Source organism: Streptomyces sp. NPDC056503 (assembly GCF_042794995.1).
In the GTDB taxonomy this organism is placed as follows: domain Bacteria; phylum Actinomycetota; class Actinomycetes; order Streptomycetales; family Streptomycetaceae; genus Streptomyces.
Map to the genome: position 1 here is coordinate 60,087 of NZ_JBHTST010000018.1, position 21,940 is coordinate 82,026.

The window sequence follows — 21,940 nt, forward strand, 5'->3', positions numbered from 1 at the left end:
CGACGGCGGAAACAGCGCGTCGCCCCGCTCCCGTACGACCCCCGCCTCGCCCCCGGCCCGACCCGGCGGCGCCAGAACCCGCCGCACCCGCGCCCGCCGGCGCGCCCGCCCTGGCGAAGCACCGCGCCGAGGCCCCACAGGTCCGGGCCCGGCGGCCCGGGCGGAAGTCGAGGAAGAAGGAGCGCGAGAAGAAGCCGTACGAAGATCCATGTCCGCGACGGTAGGGTCCGCCACGGCCCCGTGCCGTCGCCCCTCGACTTCCGTGGACAGCGACGTTCCTGTGGACAACTCCCTCACCCACAAGGGTGAGAGGCCCCGTATCAGCGGGGTGAGACGACCACCGCGAGCAGCCCCGGCCCCGTGTGCGCGCCGATCACCGCGCCGACCTCGCTGACATGCAGCTCCCCGATCCCGGGCACCCGCGCCCGGAGGCGTTCGGCCAGCGCCTCGGCCCGTTCCGGCGCGGAGAGGTGGTGGACGGCGATGTCGACGGGGCCGGAGCCGGCCTGCTCGACGGCCAGCTCCTCCAGCCTCGCGATCGCCTTGGACGCGGTCCGCACCTTCTCCCGCAGTTCGATGCGGCCGCCGTCGAGTTCGAGGAGGGGTTTCACCGCGAGGGCGGAGCCGAGCAGTGCCTGCGCGGTCCCGATCCGCCCGCCCCGGCGGAGGTAGTCCAGGGTGTCGACGTAGAAGTAGGCGGACGTGTTCCCGGCACGCTTCTCGGCCGCCGCGACCGCTTCCTCCAGCGAGCCGCCGCCCTCCACGACCTCCGCCGCCGCGAGGGCGCAGAAGCCGAGGGCCATGCCGATCATGCGGGTGTCCACGACCCGTACGGGAAGCGGCGCGTCCTTCGCCGCGAGCACGGCGGCGTCGTAGGTGCCGGACACCTCGGCGGAGAGGTGGAGGGAGACGATCCCGCGCGCGCCCGCCTCCGCCGCCTCGCGGTAGGTGGCGGCGAAGACCTCGGGGCTCGGCCGTGAGGTGGTGACGGGCCGCCGCTTCTGCAGCGCCTCCGCGAGCGATCTGGCCGAGATCTCGGAGCCCTCCAGGAGGGCGCGGTCGCCGATGACGACGGTCAGCGGGACCGCGGTGATGGCGTGCCGCTCCATCGTCTGGGGTGGCAGGTAGGCCGTTGAATCGGTGACGATCGCGACATGCCGGGACATGAGCGGGAGGTTACCCGCAGCGACCACCGCTCGGCAGCCCGGCCCCGGTCACGGCCCGCGCGACACCCTCGCGGGAGACCCGCTCGACCCGACGCGGACGGTCAGCCCGCGGACTCCGGACGGGCCGTCTTCTCCCACGGGTACGGGGTCGCCCGGGGGTCGGGCGCGGTGATCGCCTGCGGCGCCTCCCCGGCCCGCGGCGGCGCCTGCGACGTGGGGGCCGACTCGTACCAGGCCGTCTGCCCGGCCTCCGGTCCGGTCGTCTCCCGGTCGGTCGTGGTCCAGTGCCGCAGCGCGCCCGTCTCGACGTCGATCTGGGCGCTCAGCGTCTCCAGGTCGTCCTCGGCGAACCGGCGGGCCCGGTCGCGGGCGGCCTGTCGCAGCGCGTCGGCCGAACCGGTGATCCGCTCGGTCCGCTCGGTGAGCGCGGGCAGCTGCCCGGCCACGTACGCCTTGTCGGGCTCCCGCTCCAGGCGCTTGAGGTCCTCGTCCAGCTCGCGTCCGTGGGCGCTCAGCCGGGAGAAGAGGTCGAGCGACTCGCGCAGCGAGGCGTCCTCGACGGCCCCGGCCTGGAGCGCGTCCTGGGTGGCGCGCATCGAGGTGCGCAGCGAGAGCCGCAGCTTCGCCAGCTCGGCGGCGACACCGGCCTGGCCGAAGCTCTTGGCCCGCAGCGTGGTGTCCTCGACGGTGCGCCGGGCCTGGTCGAGGGTCCGGTCGACGCCGCGCTTGGCCGCCTTGGCGACCTTCACCGTGGCGTAGACCCCGAGCGCCACGAACGAGAGGAAGAGCAGCGCCAGGATCGTGACAATCGCGGCTTCCATGTGGGTGGCTCCTCAGACTCCGTCGTCGTCCCACGGCTGTGGTTCTTCCACGGTAAACGGAACGGGCAGGCAGGAGGTTCCATCGGAACCCCCAACCTGCCCGTAGGGGAAACCCCTAGGCCCGTCGTGGCACTCAGGCCACGATGTTCACCAGCTTCGGCGCGCGCACGATCACCTTGCGGATCTCGGCGCCGCCGAGGGCCGAGACGACGTGCGGGTCGGCCAGGGCCAGCGCCTCCAGGTCGGCGTCGGAGATCGACGGGGAGACCTCCAGGCGGGCCCTGACCTTGCCCTTGATCTGCACGACGCAGGTCACGGTCTCGTCGACCACGTACGCCGGGTCGGCGACCGGGAAGTCCTGGTGGACGACCGACTCGGTGTGGCCGAGGCGGCGCCACAGCTCCTCCGCGATGTGCGGGGCGAGCGGGGCGACCAGCAGGACCAGCTGCTCGGCGACCGGGCGGGAGACCGCGCCGCCGACCTTGGTCAGGTGGTTGTTCAGCTCGGTGATCTTGGCGATGGCGGTGTTGAAGCGCATCGCGGCCATGTCCTGCGAGACGCCGTCGATCGCCTTGTGCAGGGCGCGCAGCGCGTCGTCGTCGGGCGCGGTGTCGACGACGGTGGCCTCGCCGGTCGCCTCGTCGACGATGTTGCGCCACAGCCGCTGGAGCAGCCGGTACTGGCCGACCACGGCGCGGGTGTCCCACGGACGGGAGACGTCCAGCGGGCCCATCGCCATCTCGTAGAGGCGCAGGGTGTCGGCGCCGTACTCGACGCAGATCTCGTCCGGCGTGACGGCGTTCTTCAGGGACTTGCCCATCTTGCCGAGGACGCGGCTGACCTTCTCGCCCTCGTACCAGTAGGCGCCGTCGCGCTCCTCGACCTCGGCGGCCGGCACCGCGATGCCCCGGGCGTCGCGGTAGACGAAGGCCTGGATCATGCCCTGGTTGTAGAGCTTGTGGAAGGGCTCGGCCGAGGAGACGTGGCCCAGGTCGAAGAGGATCTTGGACCAGAAGCGGGCGTACAGCAGGTGGAGCACGGCGTGCTCGGCACCGCCGACGTACAGGTCGACGCCACCGGTGGGCATGCCGTCGCGCGGACCCATCCAGTACTGCTCGATGGCCGGGTCGACCAGCTTCTGGTCGTTGTGCGGGTCGAGGTAGCGCAGCTCGTACCAGCAGGAACCGGCCCAGTTGGGCATGGTGTTGGTCTCGCGGCGGTACTTCTTCGGCCCGTCGCCCAGGTCGAGGGTGACGTTGACCCACTCCCCGTTGCGGGAGAGCGGGGTCTCGGGCCGGGTGTCGGCGTCGTCCGGGTCGAAGGTGCGCGGCGAGTAGTCCTCGACCTCGGGCAGCTCCAGCGGGAGCATCGACTCGGGCAGCGCGTGGGCGACGCCGTCCTCGTCGTAGACGATCGGGAAGGGCTCGCCCCAGTACCGCTGGCGGCTGAACAGCCAGTCGCGGAGGCGGAAGTTGACGGTGCCCTCGCCGATGCCGCGGTCGGCCAGCCAGGCGGTGATCTTCGCCTTGGCGTCGACGACGCCCAGGCCGTCCAGGGAGATCTCGTCGTTGGCGGAGTTGACCAGCTTGGCCTCGTACGAGGCGAAGGCGTCGTCCCAGGTGGACGGGTCGGTGCCGCGGTCGTCGTTCGGCTCGACGACGCAGCGCATCGGCAGCTCGAAGGCGCGGGCGAAGGCGAAGTCGCGGGTGTCGTGCGCGGGGACGGCCATGATGGCGCCGGTGCCGTAGCCCATGAGGACGTAGTCGGCGATGAAGACGGGGACCCGCTCGCCGCTGACCGGGTTGGTCGCGTACGCGCCCGTGAAGACGCCCGTCTTCTCCTTGGCGTCGGCCTGGCGCTCGACGTCGGACTTGGAGGCGGCCTGCTTGCGGTAGGCGTCGACGGCCTCGGCCGGGGTGGCGTGCCCGCCGGTCCACACCGTGTGGGTGCCCTCGGGCCAGGCGGCCGGGACGATCTTCTCGACCAGGTCGTGCTCGGGGGCCAGGACCATGTAGGTGGCGCCGAACAGGGTGTCCTGACGGGTGGTGAAGACGGTGATGGCGCCGGTGTCGCCGACCTGGAAGTCGACGCGGGCGCCCTCGGAGCGGCCGATCCAGTTGCGCTGCTGCAGCTTGATCGCCTCGGGCCAGTCCAGGCCGTCGAGGTCGTCCAGCAGGCGGTCCGCGTAGGCGGTGATGCGCATGTTCCACTGGCGCAGCTTGGACTTGAAGACGGGGAAGTTGCCGCGCTCGGAGCGTCCGTCGGCGGTGACCTCCTCGTTGGCGAGGACGGTGCCCAGGCCGGGGCACCAGTTGACCGGCGCCTCGGAGGCGTACGCCAGGCGGTACTCGCCCAGGACGTCGGCGCGCTCGGCGGCGGTCAGCTCGCCCCACGCGCGCGTGGAGCCGGGGATCTCACGGGTGCCGTTCTCGAACTGCTCGATCAGCTCGGCGATCGGGCGGGCCTTGGCGGCCTCGGTGTCGTACCAGGAGTTGTAGATCTGCAGGAAGATCCACTGGGTCCACTTGTAGTAGTCCGGGTCGATCGTGGCGAACGACCGGCGCTTGTCGTGGCCCAGGCCCAGCCGGCGCAGCTGGACCTTCATGTTCTCCATGTTGGCCTCGGTGGACACGCGCGGGTGCGTGCCGGTCTGCACGGCGTACTGCTCGGCGGGCAGGCCGAAGGCGTCGAAACCGAGGGTGTGGAGCACGTTGTGGCCGGTCATGCGCGCGTGGCGGGCGAAGACGTCCGTGGCGATGTAGCCGAGCGGGTGGCCGACGTGGAGACCCGCACCGGAGGGGTACGGGAACATGTCCATGATGAACTTCTTGGGGCGGGCGGCGACCTCGGGGTCGCCCGCCAGGTCACCGGTGGGGTTCGGCGCCTCGTAGGTGCCCTCGGCGTCCCAGACGTCCTGCCAGCGTGCCTCGATGTCGGCGGCCATGGCCGCCGTGTAGCGATGCGGGGCCGCCGTCTCGGCGGCCGTGTTGATCTCGGTCATGGTCCTAGAAGCTCCATCGATCGTCTCTGCCCACTGCCATGAACTGCCACGAAATGAAAAATCCCCTCGCACAGGAGGGGACGCCGCGCCGACTCCGACGGGGTCTCTTCCGCCCGTCGGGACTGGTCAGCGCGGCTCGATAAGCAGCAGGCGTACGGCACGCATGGCGCCAGGGTACCGCAGCGCCCATACGGGCCGCATCGACGTCCACGGGCCGGCCGGTAACGACGAAGCGGGCCATCCGTGTGGATGACCCGCTTCTCTTCTGTGGAGCTAAGGAGAATTGAACTCCTGACCTCCTGCATGCCATGCAGGCGCTCTACCAACTGAGCTATAGCCCCTCATATGCGGCATTCAGCCTACCGCAGAAGTGCGGAGAGCCATCCGGTGTGGATGGCCCGTCTGCCTTCTGTGGAGCTAAGGAGAATTGAACTCCTGACCTCCTGCATGCCATGCAGGCGCTCTACCAACTGAGCTATAGCCCCTCGTGGTCGTCCGACCGGATCCCTCTCGGGTCTTCCTCGCGGCGACGGACAGAACAGTAACCGGCCGCCGGGCAGAACTCCAAATCCGTTTCTCCGGCGCTGTCGGAGGCTCCGGGTAGGGTCGCCCCCTGTGTCCCCCTCCGCACCTTCCCCGTCCCGCGCCCGGCCGTGGCCCCTGGTCGCCGCCGCGGCGGCCTGCCTGATCTCGTTCGCGGCCTTCTGGGTGGCGCAGCGCGTCGCCCACGTGAACATGCTCGACGTGATGGTCTACCGGGCCGAGGCCGAGACCCTGCGGGCCGGCGGCGACCTGTACGCGATGCGCGCCACCTCGGCGAACCTGGCGATGACCTATCCGCCGTTCGCCGCCGTGCTGTTCCTGCCGCTGACCCTGGTCGGCGTCCCGCTGATGCGGACGCTCTCCACGGCGGGGAACCTGCTGCTCGTGGTGGCCCTGGTGCGGCTCTCGCTCCAGCTGGTCCGCCCGGCGCTGGCCTCGCCCGCCCGGCGGGCCGATCTATGGCGTACGACACTGTGGGTCGCGGCGGTCGTGGTCTGGTGCGAGCCGGTGTGGACGACCCTCCGGTACGGCCAGATCAACCTGCTGGTCGCGGTGGCCGTGCTGTGGGACTTCACCCGCCGCGAGAAAAGCCGCTGGGCCGGCCTGGGGATAGGCCTGGCGACCGCGGTGAAACTCACACCCGGCCTCTTCGTGGTGCTGCTCCTCGCCGCGGGCGTGCTGCTGTGGCGCCGGGACCGGGGGATGAACCAGTGGCTGCGCACGGCGCTGACCGCGACCGGGGCCTTCCTGGTCACGACACTGGCGATGGTGGTGGCGCTGCCGGCGGAGTCGAGGACCTTCTGGACGCGGACGCTCTTCGAGACCGGCCGGGTCGGACACGCCGAGGAGACCGCCAACCAGTCCCTCAGCGGCGTCCTCGCCCGGCTGATGCACACGGACGCGCCCGGCCTGTGGTGGCTCGCGGCGGCGGTCCTGCTGGGCGGCGCGGCGATGGCCCTCGCGGTACGGGCGGCGGTGCTCGGCGACAAGGCGGTGGCCGTGGTCGTCACCGCCTTCACGGCGCTGATGGTCTCCCCGATCTCCTGGTCCCACCACTGGGTCTGGTGCGTGCCGCTGCTGATCCTGCTGTACGACCGCGCCACGCTCCCCCTGGGCCTGGCGGAGCGGGTGGTGCGCCCGGCGTGGCAGGTGACGGGCGCGGTGGCGCTGGCCTTCGCCTCGTTCGCCCTGTGGTGGGTGCCGCACGACCCGGGCCGTCCCGAACTCGACCAGAACGCGGGTCAGATGCTGCTGTCGGCGGTCTACCCGCTCACGGCGACGGCGGTCTTCGCCGGGTACGCGCTGGTGGTCTGGCGGACACGCCGACCGGAGGCGGCGGGCCCCCGGACGGTGCCCCGGCAGGGCACCGTGGTCCGGGAGCGTCAGGCCGTGGCGAAGGAGTAGAACCGCTTGAGGGTGCAGTGCTCGTCGAGGAGCCGACCGTAGATCGGCTCCCCCTCGAGTTCGCGGTAGGTCTCGATGGGGTCGCCCTTTATGATCAGCGCCCGCGCGCACTCCTCGCACCAGTACTGGTAGTCGGGGTTGACGGGGTCCATGTCCCGCACGATGGGCGTGCCGCTGCCGCACCAGTCGCACTTCCGCCTGTGCGCACCCAAAGGCCACCCTCCCGTCCGGACCTGGTCCCCCTCCGGCCGTCCGATTCTGCCATGGCCGGGCGGCCGCCCAGAAGTGACAAAACAACAGATCCCGCCCCCCTTGGCAGGGGGACGGGATCCGGTGACTGTGGAGCTAAGGAGAATTGAACTCCTGACCTCCTGCATGCCATGCAGGCGCTCTACCAACTGAGCTATAGCCCCTCGTGTTCTTCGCGCTCGGCGCTGCGAACAAGAAGAACTTTAGCCGGTGACCTGCCGGAAAGTGAAATCCGGGCCCCGGGGGCCCGGACGCCCGGGGTGTGTCAGGTGTCGTCGCCGAGGACCGGCTCGGGGAGCGATCCGGCGTTGTGCTCCAGGAGGCGCCAGCCGCGCGCGCCCTCCCCGAGGACGGACCAGGAGCAGTTCGAGAGGCCGCCCAGACCCTCCCAGTGGTGGGGTTCCAGTCCGAGGAGCCGGCCGATGGCGGTACGAATGGTGCCACCGTGGCTGACCACGACCAGGGTGCCGTCACCCGGGAGCTTGTCGGCGTGCTCCAGGATCACCGGGGCGGCCCGGTCGGCCACCTCGGTCTCCAGCTCGCCGCCACCCCGGCGCACCGGCTCGCCGCGCTTCCACGCGGCGTACTGCTCGCCGAACCGCGCGACGATCTCCTCGTGCGTGAGGCCCTGCCACTCCCCCGCGTACGTCTCGCGCAGCGCGGCGTCGTGGGCGACGGGGAGGCCGGTGAGGGCTGCCAGCTCGGCGGCGGTGGCCGCCGTCCGCTTCAGGTCGGAGGCGACGATCGCGTCCGGACGGAGGGCGGCGAGCAGCCGGGCGGCGCGGCGGGCCTGGTGGACGCCCGCCTCCGTGAGCTCGATGTCGGTCGAGCCCTGGAAGCGGCGCTCCAGGTTCCAGGAGGTCTGACCGTGGCGCCACAGGAGGATGCGGCGGCCGGTTCCGCTCTTGGCGGCGCTCAGCTCAGCTCACCGTCCGCCCTGTCGGCGCCGGTCAGGGCGGCGTGCTCGGCCGCCTTGCCGCGGGTCTTGACGGCGTCCTCGGGCAGGGGCAGCTCGGGGCAGTCCTTCCACAGCCGCTCCAGGGCGTAGAAGACCCGCTCCTCGCTGTGCTGCACGTGGACGACGATGTCGACGTAGTCCAGGAGGATCCAGCGGGCGTCGCGGTCGCCCTCGCGGCGGACCGGCTTGGCGCCGAGCTCCTTCTGGAGCCGCTCCTCGACCTCCTCGGCGATGGACTTGACCTGGCGGTCGTTGGGCGCGGAGGCGAGCAGGAAGGCGTCGGTGATCGACAGCACGTCGCTGACGTCGTAGGCGATGATGTCGTGGGCGAGCCGGTCGGCCGCCGCCTGGGCGGCGGCGTTGACGAGCTCGATGGAGCGATCCGTGGCGGTCACAAGCAGGCTTTCGTCGGCGGTCGGGTACCCCTCCAGGGTCTCACGGACCGCCGACGACCCCGTAAACGATTACGAAGCGCCCGGAATCTCGTAGTCCCGGCCGAGGACGACGGTGACGGCGGCGTTGCCCGCGGGCTTGCCCTTGGTGACGGATCCGGCCGGCAGACCGAGGGTCTCGGCGACCTCGGCGGCGGTGGCCTTCTGGGCGTCGTCGCCGTAGACGACCTCGGACTTGGCCTGGCTTTCGGTCTTGCTGCCGCCGACGAAGGCGTAGCCGCCGTTGATCAGGACGACCTTGGCCGCCTCGACGGCGTCCTCGCCCGTGCCGTCCTTGACCGAGACCCGCGGCACGCCGCCGGCTTCGAGGGCGGTGACCTTGCCGCCGAGGATGTCCTTGACCACGCTGTCGCCGGTGCCCTCGGCGAGGGTCCCGTCCTCGCCGACCGGGAGGAGAGCCGTCTTGTAGGCACCGGTCTTGGCGTGCTCCGCGAGCTTGGCGAGGGAGGCCCCGAGGTCCTTCTCGGGGAGGGACGGGTCGGCGATCTGCTGGAGGAACTCGACGGCCGACGTGGCGTTCGCGGCGTCGCTGGGCATCTTGCGCAGCACGCCGTTCACGACCTGGCCGAAGCGCTGGAGCTGCTTGACCTCGGCCTCGCCGGAGGCGCGGTAGGTGGCGTAGGCGACGGCGGCACGGCCGGTGAGGGTCTGCTGCTCGCCCTTGGCGACGAGCGGGTCGGCGCCCTTCTTGCCCTTGGGGTCCGGGACGGCGGTGTCGGTGTCGACCTCGACGCCGCCGAGGTACTCGACGAGGTTCTCCAGGTACGGGGTGTCCAGCCGCCAGGTTCCGGCGATCTTGGCGCCGAGGAGGGTGTCGAGGGCCTCGCGGGTGCCGCTGGAGCCGTCCTCCTCGACGGACTTGCCGAGGGTGGTGGCGGAGCCCTCGGAGTCGGCGACGGCGAGCGCGTTGGGCAGCAGGACGGTGGTGCCCTGCTTGGTGGTGGAGTTGTCCACGAGGAGGGCGGTGGAGGTGCCGCCGCCCTGGAGGTCGTGCAGGTGGAGGACGATCGTGTCGCGCTGCTGCGGGCCGGTGGCGGCGGCCTGGCCCTTCTGCGCGGAGTCCCCGGTGCCGGGGAGCAGGCCGGCGGACCAGAGGTAGCCGACACCGCCGATGACGGCGAGGGCCAGCACGACGACGAGGGCGATCACCCGGTTGCGGCCGCGCCGGCGGGCCTCCTCGCGGCGCTCCGACCGGCTCTCGGTGAACTTGAGCCAGTCGATGACGTCCTCGGAGTCCTCGTCGGGCTCCTCGATGAAGGAGAACTGCTCCGTGCGGTAGTCCCGGTCGTCGCCCGCGTCCGGCCGCCGCGGCGTCGCGGGCGCGACGGGCGGTTCGGGGGCGGGCCGCTGGCCGGGGACGCCGGCCGGGGCGGCGGCGACGGGCGCCGAGGGCTCGGCGGCCTGCCACTGCTGCCCGCCGCCGTAGGTCTCGTACGGGTCGTAGGCGGGCTGCTGGGCGTAGCCCTGGCCCTGCTGCCGCCCGGCATAGGGGTCGTACGACGGCTGCTGGGGACCCTGGGGCTGTTGGGGCGCCTGGGGCTGGGCATACGGGTCGTAGCCGTACGACGGCTGCTGCTGCCCCGCGTACGGGTCGTACGCGGGCTGCTGAGGGGCCTGGGCCGGCTGCTGGTACACGGGCTGCCCGTACGCGTCGTAGCCGATGATCTGCGGCTGCGGGTAGTACGGGTCGTACGGGTTCTGCTGGTCGTTCACCGGTGCCCCTCCCCGGGACTCACTCGCCGCGGTACAGCTGGCGCTTGTCGATGTAGCGGACCACACCGTCCGGGACGAGATACCAGACGGGGTCGCCCTTGACGACCCGTGCGCGGCAGTCGGTGGACGAGATGGCGAGGGCGGGGATCTCGACGAGGGAGACGCCGCCCTTGGGCAGTCCGTCGTCGGTGAGGTCGTGACCCGGCCGGGTGACGCCGATGAAGTGGGCGAGGGAGAAGAACTCGTCCGCGTCGCGCCAGGTGAGGATCTGCGAGAGCGCGTCGGCGCCGGTGATGAAGAAGAGGTCGGCGTCGGCGTTGAGCGACTGGAGCTCGCGCAGGGTGTCGATCGTGTAGGTCGCGCCGCCGCGGTCGATGTCGATGCGGCTGACCGAGAACTGCGGGTTGGAGGCCGTGGCGATGACCGTCATCAGGTACCGGTCCTCGGCGGGCGACACCGCCTTGTGGCTCTTCTGCCACGGTTCACCGGTCGGTACGAACACCACCTCGTCCAGGTGGAACAGGGCGGCGACCTCGCTGGCCGCCACCAGGTGTCCGTGGTGGATCGGGTCGAACGTCCCGCCCATCACGCCGAGACGGCGCTTGCCGCTGCCGCCAGTAGGCACTTCCTGCTCTCCCATGCGTGCAGAGCCTACTGGCACGGCGGCGGGCGCCGGTTCAGCGGCCTCCCGGTCGGCGCTCGGCTCAGCGGTCGCGGTTGAAGCGGGTGGTGATCCAGAGCAGCAGCATCAGCGCGAGGAAGGCGCCACCGCCCGTGACGTACGGGTTGAGGCTGTCGTGGTTGCCACCGTGCTCGGCGCCCTCGGAGGCAAGCGTGACGAGGTTGGCGGCGGTGCTGTGGAGGCTCATCTTCGGCGGGACCTATCCGATCGGGGGTGGGAGCGGAGACTTCGCGCACATCGTATGCGGGCGGTCGCGGCCCGCTCACGCCGACTCAGGCGTTGGCGTCCTCGGCGTCCCCCGACGCCCCTCGGGCGGAGGCCTCGTCGGGCTGCTCGCCGGTCTCGTCCCGGCCGTATCCGCGGAGCAGGAACCAGGCGAGGAGGGCGCCGCCGACCATGGAGACCAGCAGGACGATACGGAGCGTGTCGCCCGGTCCCTCCTGCGCGGCTGCGGCGATCCCGGTGAGGGCCGCGATGGCCTCGGCGGTGTCCGGCATGCGGGTCGTGCTCCCTCGTTGTCCACAGGGCCCGAGTTGTCCACAGGCTCTCCGCCCACGGTAGCGCCCTCGCCTAGGGTGGGGCGTGTCAGGGGGACGAGTACCGACTCGTACGTATGGGCAGGGGGCGTTCATGACCGAGAACCACGGCCGGAACCACGACGGGAAGCGGCAGGGGGACGTGCCGAGCAGGCAGCGCAAGCGGTTCCCCGGCATCTCCTCCCGGGCCTACGAGCACCCGGCGGACCGTTCGGCGCTGGTGGCGCTGAGGAAGCTGAGCGGTTTCGACACGGTGTTCAAGGCGCTGAGCGGACTGCTGCCCGAGCGCAGCCTCAGACTCCTCTACCTCTCGGACTCCGTCCGGGTGAGCGACGCGCAGTTCTCGCACCTCAACGACATGCTGCGCGATGCCTGTTACATCCTCGACCTGGACCGGGTCCCGGCGATGTACGTGACGCAGAACCCGGTGCCGAACGCGATGTGCGTGGGCCTGGACGAGCCGGTGATCGTGCTGACGACGGGGCTCGTCGAGCTGCTCGACGAGGAGGAGATGCGGGCGGTGGTCGGCCACGAGGTCGGTCACGCCCTGTCGGGCCACGCGGTCTACCGGACGGTGCTGCTCTTCCTGACGAGCGTGGCCCTGAAGGTCGCCTGGATCCCGCTGGGGAACGTGGCGGTGATGGCGATCGTGACGGCGCTGCGCGAGTGGTTCCGCAAGTCCGAGCTGTCGGCCGACCGGGCCGGGCTGCTGGTGGGGCAGGACCTCCAGGCCTCGATGCGCGGTCTGATGAAGCTCGCCGGCGGCAACCACCTGCACGAGATGAACGTGGACGCGTTCCTCGCCCAGGCGGACGAGTACGAGAAGGCCGGTGACCTGCGGGACTCGGTCCTGAAGATCCTCAACGTGCTGCCGCGTTCGCACCCGTTCACGACGGTGCGGGCGGCGGAGCTGAAGAAGTGGTCGGAGAGCCGCGACCACCAGCGGCTGATGGACGGCCACTACCCGAAGCGCTCGGAGGACAAGGACGCCTCGGTCACGGACTCCTTCCGGGAGTCGGCGGGCCACTACGCACAGACGGTGAAGGACAGCAGGGATCCGCTGATCAGGCTCGTCGGCGACATAGCCGGCGGGGCCGGTGACCTCGCGGGCGACCTGGGCGGACGGCTGCGGACCGTGTTCGGCGGCGCCGCCGCGAAGGACTCGGGCAAGGAGTCCGGCGAGGACACGGACAAGAAGCCGGGCGAGGGCTCCGAGGGATAGCCGGCACCCGGGCCGTCGGGGCTCGGGCGTCAGGCTTCGAGGCTCGGGCGTCAGGGCTCAGGGGCTCAGGGTTCGGGGCTCAGGGCCCGGACGTCGGGGCTCGGGCCGTCAGGGCTTGGGCTGGGCGGCCGGGGCGAGGGCTCCGCAGAGGGCGGGCGCCTGGGGACGGTCGGTGGCGTAGGGGTCGGTGAGGACCGGGCCGGCCTTCGCCGGGACCTCGGCGCCGGCCAGGAGCGGCCTGAGCCCGCCGCCGGTGTCGGCGCCGCAGGCCTGCGGTCCGGCCTCGACGGTACTGGTCAGCAGCTCGGCCCGGTGCATGCGCAGGTCCTCGCGGTCGAAGCGGAGGTGCAGGACGCGGTGGACCGTGAAGAGGGAGGCCGCGGCGGGCGCGCCCGGGCCCTGGACGGCGGGGCGCAGCGCGTAGGTGAAGGTGTGGTCGGTGGTGACGTCCAGGGTGTCGGGGGTGCTCTCGGCGAAGCGGAGGGCGCCCTGGACGCGGGGCGCGGGCTCGGCGACGGCGACCTGACGGGGATCGAAGCGGACCACCCAGGCGGCGAGGGCGTGCCGGCCGTCGTCGGCGGGCGACTCGACGCTTCGGTCGAACTGGGCGAGCAGGTCGGGGTCGAGCAGCAGGCGGGCGGGCCGGACGGTCTGGCCGGCGAGGACGTCGGGTTCCAGGGAGGAGGCGACGAGGTAGTCCTTGGCGATGCTGAGGGCGGTGACGACCTGGCCCTCGGAGAAGTGGGTGGTGCGGGCGGCGACGGGGAGGTTGATGCCGGCGGCACCGGCGCGGTACTCGGCGGCGGGGCTGCGGGCGAGGAGCCGGGCCGGGTCGCCGCCGGGGACGGGGCCCTGGGGGGCCAGGGGGACGACGGTGGTGCGCAGCGGCTCGGCGCGCTGGTCGGGCGGCGGCAGGTAGGGGTTGCGCAGACCGAGGTAGACGGCCGTGCCGAAGGCGAGGAGGATCAGCAGCACCAGCAGCAGGGCCTGGCCGGGTCCGGACCGGCGGCCGGCGGAGCCGGGGCGGCTGCGGACGGCGAGCGCGTGCTCGCCCATCCGTTCCCGGGCCGAGTACTCCTGGAGGTGGGCAGCGCGGACGAACGCCTCGTCGAAGACGACGGCTCGGTACTCGTCCTCACCGCCGGGGAGTCCCTCGGGAGTCCCCTCAGGCGGGTCGCCACGCCCTGCCATACCTTCAGGGTAGGTCGGCGGAGGCTTCGGTAAACGCCCAGGTACACGACAACTTCGGAAGTTTTCCGCCGTCGGGGTGAGCGCTCCGGCGGGCGGGGCGGCCGTCCGGGTGACGTCAGGGTGTGCGGGGCGCGACGGAGGCCGGCGGGGGCGTCCGGTCGGCGGTCGCCGGGCGGCCGGGGGCCGACGGGGCGGCGGCGGTGGCCGGGGTGCCGGTGAGGACCGGGACCGGGGGTCCGGCGGCCGGTGAGGCGGCGGGCGGGGCCGGGTTGGGCTGGTCGACGCCGGTGGAGGCCGGGGGGACCTGGTCCTGCCGGTTGGCGGCGGCGCCGCGGTAGACGGCGGTGAAGGCGAGGGCCACCATGCCGATGCCCATGAGGAGGGCGAGGAGCCAGGCGATCGGCCGGTGCCAGCGGGCGCTGCCCCGGTAGGGGCGCAGGGCGCCGCCGTGGCGGCCGTAGGGGCTGGCGTCGTCGCCGATGTCGTCGGGCTCGTAGGTGAGGCCGACGAGGTCACGGCCCTCGTCGTAGAGGTCCTCGTCGCCGGCGGCCCGGAGGGCGCGGGTCCGGGCGGATTCGGCCTCGGCGCGCGCCTGGGCGGCGGCGAGGAGGCGCTCGACGGCCGTCGGCTCGTGGATGGCGGCGGCCCGGACGAACTCCTCGTCCAGGACCACGTCCCAGCGGCCCTCGGCGGCGCCTCCGCGCTCGTCGTCGGGCTCCCAGCCGTTCGGGGACGGCCTGCCCCCCACGTCGTCCGGCACGGATTCAGAGTAGACCGGCGCTGTGGTTTTGGGCAGGGAGAGTGCGAAGTCTCCCCGCCCGTACCGAAAGGACGAAAGAAGGAGGGATGCGGGGTGGTGTTACCGGATGTGACCGTCGCCGGTCACGATGTACTTGGTGGAGGTGAGCTCCGGAAGGCCCATGGGGCCCCGGGCGTGGAGCTTCTGGGTGGAGATGCCGATCTCCGCGCCGAAGCCGAACTGTCCGCCGTCCGTGAAGCGGGTGGAGGCGTTCACGGCGACCGTGGTGGAGTCGACCAGCTGGGTGAAGCGGCGGGCGGCGGCCTGCGAGGTGGTGACGATGGCCTCGGTGTGGCCGGAGGTCCACATGCGGATGTGCTCGACGGCCTTGTCGAGGGAGTCGACGACGGCGGCGGCGATGTCGTAGGAGAGGTACTCGGTCTCCCAGTCCTCGGTGGTGGCCGGGACGACGGTGGCCTTGGTGCCCTCGGCGTGGGCGAGGACCCGCTCGTCGGCGTGGACGGTGACGCCGGCCTCGGCCAGCGCGTCGAGGGCGCGGGGCAGGAAGGCGGCGGCGACGTCCTGGTGGACGAGGAGGGTCTCGGCGGCGTTGCAGACGCTGACCCGCTGGGCCTTGGAGTTGATCAGGATGTCGACGGCCATGTCGAGGTCGGCCTCGGCGTCGACGTAGACGTGGCAGTTGCCGGTGCCGGTCTCGATGACCGGGACGGTGGACTCCTGGACGACCGTGCGGATGAGGGAGGCTCCGCCGCGCGGGATGAGGACGTCGACGAGGCCGCGGGCGCGCATCAGCTCGCGGACGGAGTCGCGGGACTCGCCGGGGACGAGCTGGATCGCGTCGGCGGGCAGCCCGGCGCCGCCGACGGCGTCGCGGAGGACGGTGACGAGGGCGGTGTTGGAGGCGTAGGCGGAGGACGAGCCGCGGAGCAGGACCGCGTTGCCGGCCTTGAGGCAGAGGGCGGCGGCGTCGACGGTGACGTTGGGCCGGGCCTCGTAGATGATGCCGACGACGCCGAGGGGGACCCGGACCTGCCGGAGGTCGAGGCCGTTGGGGAGGGTGGAACCGCGGACGACCTCGCCGACCGGGTCGGGCAGGGCGGCGACGTGGCGGACGTCGGCGGCGATGGCGCGGACCCGCTCGGGGGTGAGGGTGAGACGGTCGACGATCGACTCGCTGGTGCCGGCCTCGCGGGCCTTGGCGATGTCCTCGGCGTTGGCCTCGACGATCTCCGCGGTGCGGACTTCGAGGGCGTCCGCGATGGCGAGGAGGGCTTCGTCCTTGGCGGAGCGCGGCAGTGGCGCGATCTGTGCGGCGGCGCCACGGGCCTGGTAGGCGGCCCGGGTGACCGGGGTCAGGTTGTCGAGGGGCGTCAGCGAGGTCATGCCCGCAGGGTACTGGCACGGGCGGGTCGGTCCGGCACGTACGACGGGCGCATCCCGCAGTGCGAGACGCGCCCGTGCCACCGTACGGACCGCGGGGGCCCGGCCCGTCAGGACCCGGGCCCCCGGCCGGTCAGTAGGGGTGGACTCCGACCGGGGCGGCCGGCGGCGGGCCGTAGCCCTCCGCGATCCGCTGGTGGTAGGTCTCCCGGTCGATGACCTCCAGGCCGACGATCTCCCACGGCGGGAGCTTCGCGGTCTGCCGGTGCTCACCCCAGAGCCGGAGGGCGACGGCGGCCGCGTCGTGCAGGTCGCGGGCCTCCTCCCAGTACCGGATCTCCGCGTGGTCGTTGGCGTACCGGCTGGTCAGCAGGAAGGGGTGGTCGTGGGCGAGCTGTTCGAGCCCGCGTCGTACCTCCTTCAGCGGTGACTCGACACCGGACACGCTGAGGGTGACGTGCCACAGCTTGGACAGCGGGCGCTCCCCCGCGCCGCCGTCCCCTGTGCCCGTCTCGGCTGCTGTGCTCCTGCTCTCCGTGGCCCTGTCCCGTGCCGCGTCGAAGTCGGCTCCGGCCTCGACACTCGTCAGGGCGCGTTCGGCCGTCCCGCGGGGCAGTGCCCCTGGGCGCGCTCGTCTCACCGGCGGCCTCCTGTGTGATGCGTGTGGTGCTGTACCCCGCGTTGCTCGTTGCCCCCGAGACAAAGTTGACCAGTCCCAGCCGCCGCATGGGGCGGTTTTGGTAAAGGTCCCTTCCGGATGGCAGGAGTTTCAGCCGTTTCGGCGGCGGTTTCGCAAGGGCTTCCGCACCGGATTCCGGCCTGGCCCCTGCCCGGGGCCGGCTCGGTCTCAGCCCAGGACGACGAGGTCGTCGCGGTGGACGACCTCGCGCTCGTACTCGGGGCCGAGTTCCCTGGCGAGTTCGTGGGTGGAGCGGCCCAGCATCCGGGGGAGCTCCTTGGCGTCGAAGTTGACGAGCCCGCGGGCGACGGGGTGGCCTGCGGAGTCGCGGAGCTCGACCGGGTCGCCGGCGACGAAGTCGCCCTCGACGGCGGCGATACCGGCGGCGAGCAGCGACTTCTTGCCCTCGACGACGGCCCGGACGGCTCCGTCGTCGAGCCCGAGGGAGCCCTGCGGGGTGGAGGCGTGGGCGAGCCAGAGGAGGCGGTCGGCCGAGCGGCGGCCGGTCCGCTGGAAGCAGGTGCCGGTGTCCCGGCCGGCGAGGGCGTCGGCAGCGCGGCTGGCGGAGGTGAGGACGACGGGGATCCCGGCGGCCGCGGCGATCCGGGCGGCCTCGACCTTGGTGACCATGCCGCCGGTGCCGACGCCGGCCTTGCCCGCGGAGCCGATCTCGACGTGGGCGATGTCCTGCGGGCCGGTGACCTCGGCGATCCGGGAGGTGCCGGGCTTGGCGGGGTCGCCGTCGTAGAGGCCGTCGACGTCGGAGAGGAGGACGAGGAGGTCGGCGCGGACGAGGTGGGCGACGAGGGCGGCGAGCCGGTCGTTGTCGCCGAAGCGGATCTCGTCGGTGGCGACGGTGTCGTTCTCGTTGACGACCGGCAGCGCGCCCATGGCGAGGAGCTGGTCGAGGGTGCGGTAGGCGTTGCGGTAGTGGGCCCGTCGGCTGGTGTCGTCGGTGGTGAGCAGCACCTGGCCGACGCGGACGCCGTAACGGGCGAAGGAGGCGGTGTAGCGGGCGACGAGCAGTCCCTGGCCGACGCTGGCGGCGGCCTGCTGGCGGGCCAGGTCCTTGGGTCGGCGGGTGAGGCCGAGCGGGGCGAGGCCGGCGGCGATGGCGCCGGAGGAGACCAGGACGATCTCCTTCTCGCCGCCGCTGCGGACCTTGGCCAGGACGTCGACGAGCGCGTCGACCCGGTCGGCGTCGAGGCCTCCGGCGGCGGTGGTGAGGGAGGAGGAGCCGACCTTGACGACGATCCGGCGCGCCTCGGTGACGAACGGACGGGTCACGGACGGCGGGGTCGCGGTCTGCGGGGTCACGTCCTGTCGGTTCATGTCCTGCTGCACCGTCGCCATCTCCGTCGCCACCTGCGCCGTCCTCACTCGCTGTCCTGGCGCCGTGCGCTCCCGGCACGGTCGCGAGGGGCAATCTACGCGAGCCGGGACGGCCGCCGCTCCTCCGTTCCGCTCTCCGGACCCGGGGCGCCCGCCCCGGACCCGGCCTCGGGCCCTGCCCCGGACCCGGACCCGGCCTCTGCCCCGGGGCTCCGGCTGACGAGGATCCGGCGGGAGATCACGTACGTGAAGGGGATGGCGACGACGGCGGCCACGAGTGGCGCGATCCTGTCGTCCATTCCGGCCCAGGTGACGAGCGCGTACAGGCCGGCGCTCTGCACGGCGTAGTTGGTGACGTTGGTGAGGGGGAAGAGGGCGAACTTCTTCCAGGTGGGGCGGGTGCGGTAGGTGAAGTACGTGTTGAGGAAGAAGGAGCCCACCATGCTGAGCAGGAAGGCGAGGGTGTACGCGGCGAAGTACGGCATCCAGGGGTGGAGCAGCAGGTAGCAGCCGAAGAAGGTGCCGGTGTTGATCCCGCCCACCACGCCGAAGCGGATGATCTGGCCGAGCTGGTCTCGCATGCGGCCCATCAGATCGCCGTGAGATGAACGGGGCATGCCCTGGGGGCGACGCCCGCACGGCGAACGGCCCCTCGTGCGGACGAGGACGGCCCCTCGTACAGAACGCGGACGGCCTCTCGTACGGACGAGGACGGGCCCTCTCGTCAGCCGCGGACGGGCCCCCTCGTACCGACGAGGACGGCCCCCCTCGTACGGACCGAGGACGGGCCCCCTCGTCAGCTGCGGACGGGCTCCCTCGTAGGAAACGCGGACGGCCCCCTCGTGCGGACGAGGGGGCCGTGGGGAAAGGGGAGGGGGACGGCGCGGAGGGGGGCCGTGGCCTCAGACGGCGGCGCCGCGGCGGGCGGTCCAGCCCGCCCAGGCGGAGCCGATCATGTCGCGGACGTCGTACCGCGCCTTCCAGCCCAGCTCGGCGGCGATGCGGTCGGCGGAGGCGACGACGCGGGCCGGGTCGCCGGGGCGGCGCGGGGTGACGACGGGCTCGGCGGTGTGCCCGGTGATCTCGTTGATCAGGGTGACCATCTCGGTGACGGAGACGCCCTCGCCGCGGCCGACGTTGGCGGTGAGGTCGCGCGGCGCGCCGGCCTCGGCCCACTCGGCGAGCTTGCGGGCGGCGACGAGGTGGGCCTCCGCGAGGTCCTCGACGTGGATGTAGTCGCGGACGCAGGTGCCGTCCGGGGTGGCGTAGTCGTCGCCGAAGATCCGGGGGGCCTCGCCGGCGTCGAGCTTCTCGAAGACCATCGGCACCAGGTTGAAGACGCCGGTGTCGGCGAGCTCGGGGGCGGCCGCTCCGGCCACGTTGAAGTAGCGGAGGCAGGCGGTGGCGATGCCGTGCGCCCGGCCCGCCGAGCGGACCAGCCACTCGCCGGCGAGCTTGGTCTCGCCGTACGGGCTGAGCGGGGCGCAGGGGGTCTCCTCGGTGACGAGGTCGACGTCCGGCATGCCGTACACGGCGGCGGAGGAGGAGAAGAGGAAGGTGCGCACGCCCGCCGCGGCGACCGCCTCCAGGAGGACGGTGAGGCCGCCGACGTTCTCCCGGTAGTAGTCCAGCGGCAGGTCGACGGACTCGCCGACCTGCTTCTTCGCGGCGAGGTGGACGACGCCGGTGACGCCGTGCCCGGCGAGCGTCCGGTCCAGCAGCTCGCGGTCGAGGACGGAGCCGACCACCAGCGGCACGCCCTCGGGGAGCCGCTGCGCGAAGCCGGTCGACAGGTCGTCGAGGACGACGACCCGCTCGCCCGCGGCCGTCATGGCCCGGACCACGTGCGCGCCGATGTAGCCGGCACCGCCGGTGATCAGGAAGGTCATGCTGAACCACACCCCTTGTCCGCCACTGTCCGCCACTGTCCGCCGCGCGGTCCCCGCGCACCGGCACTCCACCGTACCGACTGGCCCGCGCGACCGGGCCCCACCGCTCCGGAAGGGCACAGGGTCAGGCGTCATACTGGACGGGTTCATCCTTCCGTCCGGTCCCGTTCAAGGAGTCGACCGCAGTGCGAAATCCCGAGGCACCCAGGCTGCTTGGGGTCTACCGCCGAGCCGTACCGGAACGCGTGAGGCGGGCCATCGTTTCGCAGGTCGACGCCGATATGCGCCGCCGTGTGAAGATGCGCATCGCCAGCGGCACCGCGGCCGCCGAGCGACGCCGCGGCGGCCGTCTCGCCAAGCGTTACGGGGCCTACACCACCGGTACCGACCGCGCCGTGATCACCGTGGGCAAGGAGCCGAAGGTGGCGCTCGTCACCGAGGGGATCACCCCGCTCCGGGCCCGTCGGGCCAACCTGGAGAGCGTCCTCGCGGCGCTCACGGGCGCCGGCGTCGAGCACTTCGCCGTCCGCGGCCAGTCGGACACCGCCGCCGCCGTGGCCGTGCGCGCCGAGGACCGCGCCGCCGTCCTCGACGCCCTGGCCGAGGCCTGCAGGAACCTGCCCGGCTACGTGACCCCGGTCAGCGGCAACGGCCCCGTGACCCGCGCCTCCGAGCCCGGCTTCGAGCAGTCGACCTGGCAGCGGCTGCGCACCTCCCCCGTCCTGCGCCTCACCTGGTACCACACGGACCCGACCCACCAGCTGGCGCTCGGTGAGACCTACGGCTGCGACGTCGAGTTCTGGACGCTGGAGGAGGGCGCGCTGACCGCTCCCCGCGCCGGCCGGATCGCCACCGTGCTGCCGCCGGCCGGGGAGATCGTCCCGGTCCCCGAGCCCTACTTCACCAGCCTCGCCCCCCGGGAGACCGAGGGTGCCCCGCTCGTCCCCGCCCGCGCGGAGACGGCCGTCGTCCCGACCGAAGAGGTCACCTTCCCGGTCGACGTCGTCTACACCTGGGTGGACGGCGCGGACCCGGCCTGGCTGCGTCGGCGCGCCGAGTTCTCCGGCGAGGGCTACCACGCGGAGGCGGCGAACGCCGCCCGCTACCTGAGCCGCGACGAGCTCCGCTACTCGCTGCGCTCGCTCCACATGTACGCCCCCTGGGTGCGGAACATCTACCTGGTGACCGACGACCAGGTCCCCGCCTGGCTGGACACCGAGGTGCCGGGCCTGAAGGTGGTCCCGCACAAGGACGTCTTCCGCTCCCCCGACCTGCTGCCGACCTTCAACTCGCACGCGATCGAGTCGCAGCTGCACCACATCGAGGGGCTCTCGGAGCACTTCCTCTACTTCAACGACGACGTGATGCTCGGGAACGAGGTGACGCCGGCGGACTTCTTCCACGCCAACGGCATCACCAAGTTCTTCCCGTCGCCGGCGCTGGTGCCGCTCGGCGAGCGGACCGTCGACGACCCGCCGGTGGCCGCCGCCGGCAAGAACAACCGCCGCCTGATCCAGGAGCGGTACGGCGCCGTCCTCGTCCAGAAGATGAAGCACATGCCGCATCCGCTGAGCCGCACCGTGCTGACCGAGATCGAGACGGAGTTCGCCGCCGAGTACCGCCACACGGAGGCGAGCAGGTTCCGCAGCATCGACGACATCTCCATCTCGTCGTCCCTGCACCACTACTACGCCTTCCACACCGGCCGCGCGGTCCCCTCCCAGCTGCCGTACTCCTATCTGGACCTGACCCACCCGTGGACGGAGACCCGGCTCGGCCGGCTCCTCGCGGCCCGGGACAAGACGGTCTTCTGCGTCAACGACACGGTGTCGACGGAGCAGGAGGTGGGCGAGCAGAAGGACCTGATCACCCCCTTCCTGGAGGCGTACTTCCCGGTGCCCAGCCCGTACGAGAAGTAGCGGCGCGGCACGACGGAAGGGGCGCCCGGACCGAGGAGGTCCG

General features: G+C 72.3%; 20 protein-coding genes and 3 tRNA genes. 3 read left to right on the top strand and 20 right to left on the bottom strand.

The window, feature by feature from the left end:
• Positions 1-320: 320 nt before the first annotated feature.
• The 5 genes from ACFQ8C_RS08020 to ACFQ8C_RS08040 form a co-directional block, all read right to left on the bottom strand.
• Positions 321-1,166, bottom strand: a complete 846-nt coding sequence (locus tag ACFQ8C_RS08020; RefSeq protein ID WP_383453426.1) for a DegV family protein — start codon at positions 1,164-1,166, stop codon at positions 321-323.
• A 101-nt stretch (positions 1,167-1,267) separates the two neighbouring features.
• Positions 1,268-1,987: a hypothetical protein gene (locus ACFQ8C_RS08025; protein WP_383453427.1), complete on the bottom strand. Its 720-nt coding sequence runs from the start codon at positions 1,985-1,987 to the stop codon at positions 1,268-1,270.
• A 133-nt stretch (positions 1,988-2,120) separates the two neighbouring features.
• Positions 2,121-4,988, bottom strand: coding sequence for a leucine--tRNA ligase (gene leuS / locus ACFQ8C_RS08030; RefSeq protein WP_383453429.1), 2,868 nt, complete (start codon positions 4,986-4,988; stop codon positions 2,121-2,123).
• A 268-nt stretch (positions 4,989-5,256) separates the two neighbouring features.
• A tRNA-Ala gene (locus tag ACFQ8C_RS08035) sits at positions 5,257-5,329 on the bottom strand.
• A gap of 71 nt (positions 5,330-5,400) precedes the next feature.
• A tRNA-Ala gene (locus tag ACFQ8C_RS08040) sits at positions 5,401-5,473 on the bottom strand.
• 130 nt (positions 5,474-5,603) lie between these two features.
• Between ACFQ8C_RS08040 and ACFQ8C_RS08045 the strand changes: the two genes are divergently transcribed.
• Positions 5,604-6,935, top strand: a complete 1,332-nt coding sequence (locus tag ACFQ8C_RS08045) for a glycosyltransferase 87 family protein (protein WP_383453431.1) — start codon at positions 5,604-5,606, stop codon at positions 6,933-6,935.
• Here the strand turns inward: ACFQ8C_RS08045 and ACFQ8C_RS08050 are convergent.
• The 8 genes from ACFQ8C_RS08050 to ACFQ8C_RS08085 form a co-directional block, all read right to left on the bottom strand.
• Entirely contained in the window at positions 6,914-7,087 is a 174-nt protein-coding gene (locus ACFQ8C_RS08050; RefSeq protein ID WP_158718759.1) for a hypothetical protein, read from the bottom strand. The two genes, ACFQ8C_RS08045 and ACFQ8C_RS08050, sit on opposite strands and share 22 nt — an antisense overlap.
• 188 nt (positions 7,088-7,275) lie before the next feature.
• Positions 7,276-7,348, bottom strand: a tRNA-Ala gene (locus ACFQ8C_RS08055).
• 101 nt (positions 7,349-7,449) lie between these two features.
• Entirely contained in the window at positions 7,450-8,103 is a 654-nt protein-coding gene (locus ACFQ8C_RS08060) for a histidine phosphatase family protein (RefSeq protein ID WP_383453452.1), read from the bottom strand.
• Positions 8,100-8,537, bottom strand: coding sequence for a ribosome silencing factor (gene rsfS, locus ACFQ8C_RS08065; RefSeq protein ID WP_383453434.1), 438 nt, complete (start codon positions 8,535-8,537; stop codon positions 8,100-8,102). The genes ACFQ8C_RS08060 and rsfS overlap by 4 nt, the downstream gene beginning before the upstream one ends.
• 69 nt (positions 8,538-8,606) lie before the next feature.
• Positions 8,607-10,307: an LCP family protein gene (locus ACFQ8C_RS08070; protein WP_383453435.1), complete on the bottom strand. Its 1,701-nt coding sequence runs from the start codon at positions 10,305-10,307 to the stop codon at positions 8,607-8,609.
• A 19-nt stretch (positions 10,308-10,326) separates the two neighbouring features.
• Positions 10,327-10,947, bottom strand: coding sequence for a nicotinate-nucleotide adenylyltransferase (nadD, locus tag ACFQ8C_RS08075; RefSeq protein ID WP_383453436.1), 621 nt, complete (start codon positions 10,945-10,947; stop codon positions 10,327-10,329).
• A 64-nt stretch (positions 10,948-11,011) separates the two neighbouring features.
• The gene (locus ACFQ8C_RS08080; RefSeq protein ID WP_030494103.1) at positions 11,012-11,176 is read right to left on the bottom strand and encodes a hypothetical protein; all 165 of its coding nucleotides are present in this window, start codon (positions 11,174-11,176) and stop codon (positions 11,012-11,014) included.
• A gap of 85 nt (positions 11,177-11,261) precedes the next feature.
• A complete protein-coding gene (locus ACFQ8C_RS08085) occupies positions 11,262-11,486 on the bottom strand; it encodes a hypothetical protein (protein WP_383453456.1) in 225 nt (74 codons plus the stop codon).
• Between the two features lie 133 nt (positions 11,487-11,619).
• Here ACFQ8C_RS08085 and ACFQ8C_RS08090 point away from each other — a divergent pair, with 133 nt between their 5' ends.
• Positions 11,620-12,747 (top strand): M48 family metallopeptidase, encoded by a 1,128-nt coding sequence (locus tag ACFQ8C_RS08090; protein ID WP_383453438.1) that lies wholly within the window; start codon positions 11,620-11,622, stop codon positions 12,745-12,747.
• 108 nt (positions 12,748-12,855) lie between these two features.
• On the opposite strand, the gene ACFQ8C_RS08095 is transcribed toward ACFQ8C_RS08090, so the two are convergent.
• The 7 genes from ACFQ8C_RS08095 to galE form a co-directional block, all read right to left on the bottom strand.
• On the bottom strand, positions 12,856-13,938 hold the full coding sequence (locus ACFQ8C_RS08095; RefSeq protein WP_383453439.1) for a hypothetical protein: 1,083 nt from the start codon (positions 13,936-13,938) through the stop codon (positions 12,856-12,858).
• Between the two features lie 115 nt (positions 13,939-14,053).
• Positions 14,054-14,698, bottom strand: coding sequence for a hypothetical protein (locus ACFQ8C_RS08100; RefSeq protein WP_383453440.1), 645 nt, complete (start codon positions 14,696-14,698; stop codon positions 14,054-14,056).
• 99 nt (positions 14,699-14,797) lie between these two features.
• Positions 14,798-16,081 carry a glutamate-5-semialdehyde dehydrogenase gene (locus ACFQ8C_RS08105; RefSeq protein WP_383453441.1) on the bottom strand — a complete coding sequence of 428 codons (1,284 nt, stop codon included), beginning with the start codon at positions 16,079-16,081 and terminating at the stop codon, positions 14,798-14,800.
• 130 nt (positions 16,082-16,211) lie between these two features.
• A complete protein-coding gene (locus tag ACFQ8C_RS08110) occupies positions 16,212-16,718 on the bottom strand; it encodes a hypothetical protein (protein ID WP_383453442.1) in 507 nt (168 codons plus the stop codon).
• Positions 16,719-16,925: 207 nt separating this feature from the next.
• A complete protein-coding gene (proB, locus tag ACFQ8C_RS08115) occupies positions 16,926-18,089 on the bottom strand; it encodes a glutamate 5-kinase (protein WP_383453454.1) in 1,164 nt (387 codons plus the stop codon).
• A 95-nt stretch (positions 18,090-18,184) separates the two neighbouring features.
• Positions 18,185-18,670, bottom strand: coding sequence for a GtrA family protein (locus ACFQ8C_RS08120; RefSeq protein WP_383453444.1), 486 nt, complete (start codon positions 18,668-18,670; stop codon positions 18,185-18,187).
• 321 nt (positions 18,671-18,991) lie between these two features.
• The gene (gene galE / locus ACFQ8C_RS08125; protein ID WP_383453446.1) at positions 18,992-19,978 is read right to left on the bottom strand and encodes a UDP-glucose 4-epimerase GalE; all 987 of its coding nucleotides are present in this window, start codon (positions 19,976-19,978) and stop codon (positions 18,992-18,994) included.
• Between the two features lie 185 nt (positions 19,979-20,163).
• Between galE and ACFQ8C_RS08130 the strand changes: the two genes are divergently transcribed.
• On the top strand, positions 20,164-21,897 hold the full coding sequence (locus ACFQ8C_RS08130) for a stealth family protein (RefSeq protein ID WP_383453448.1): 1,734 nt from the start codon (positions 20,164-20,166) through the stop codon (positions 21,895-21,897).
• Positions 21,898-21,940: the final 43 nt, after the last annotated feature.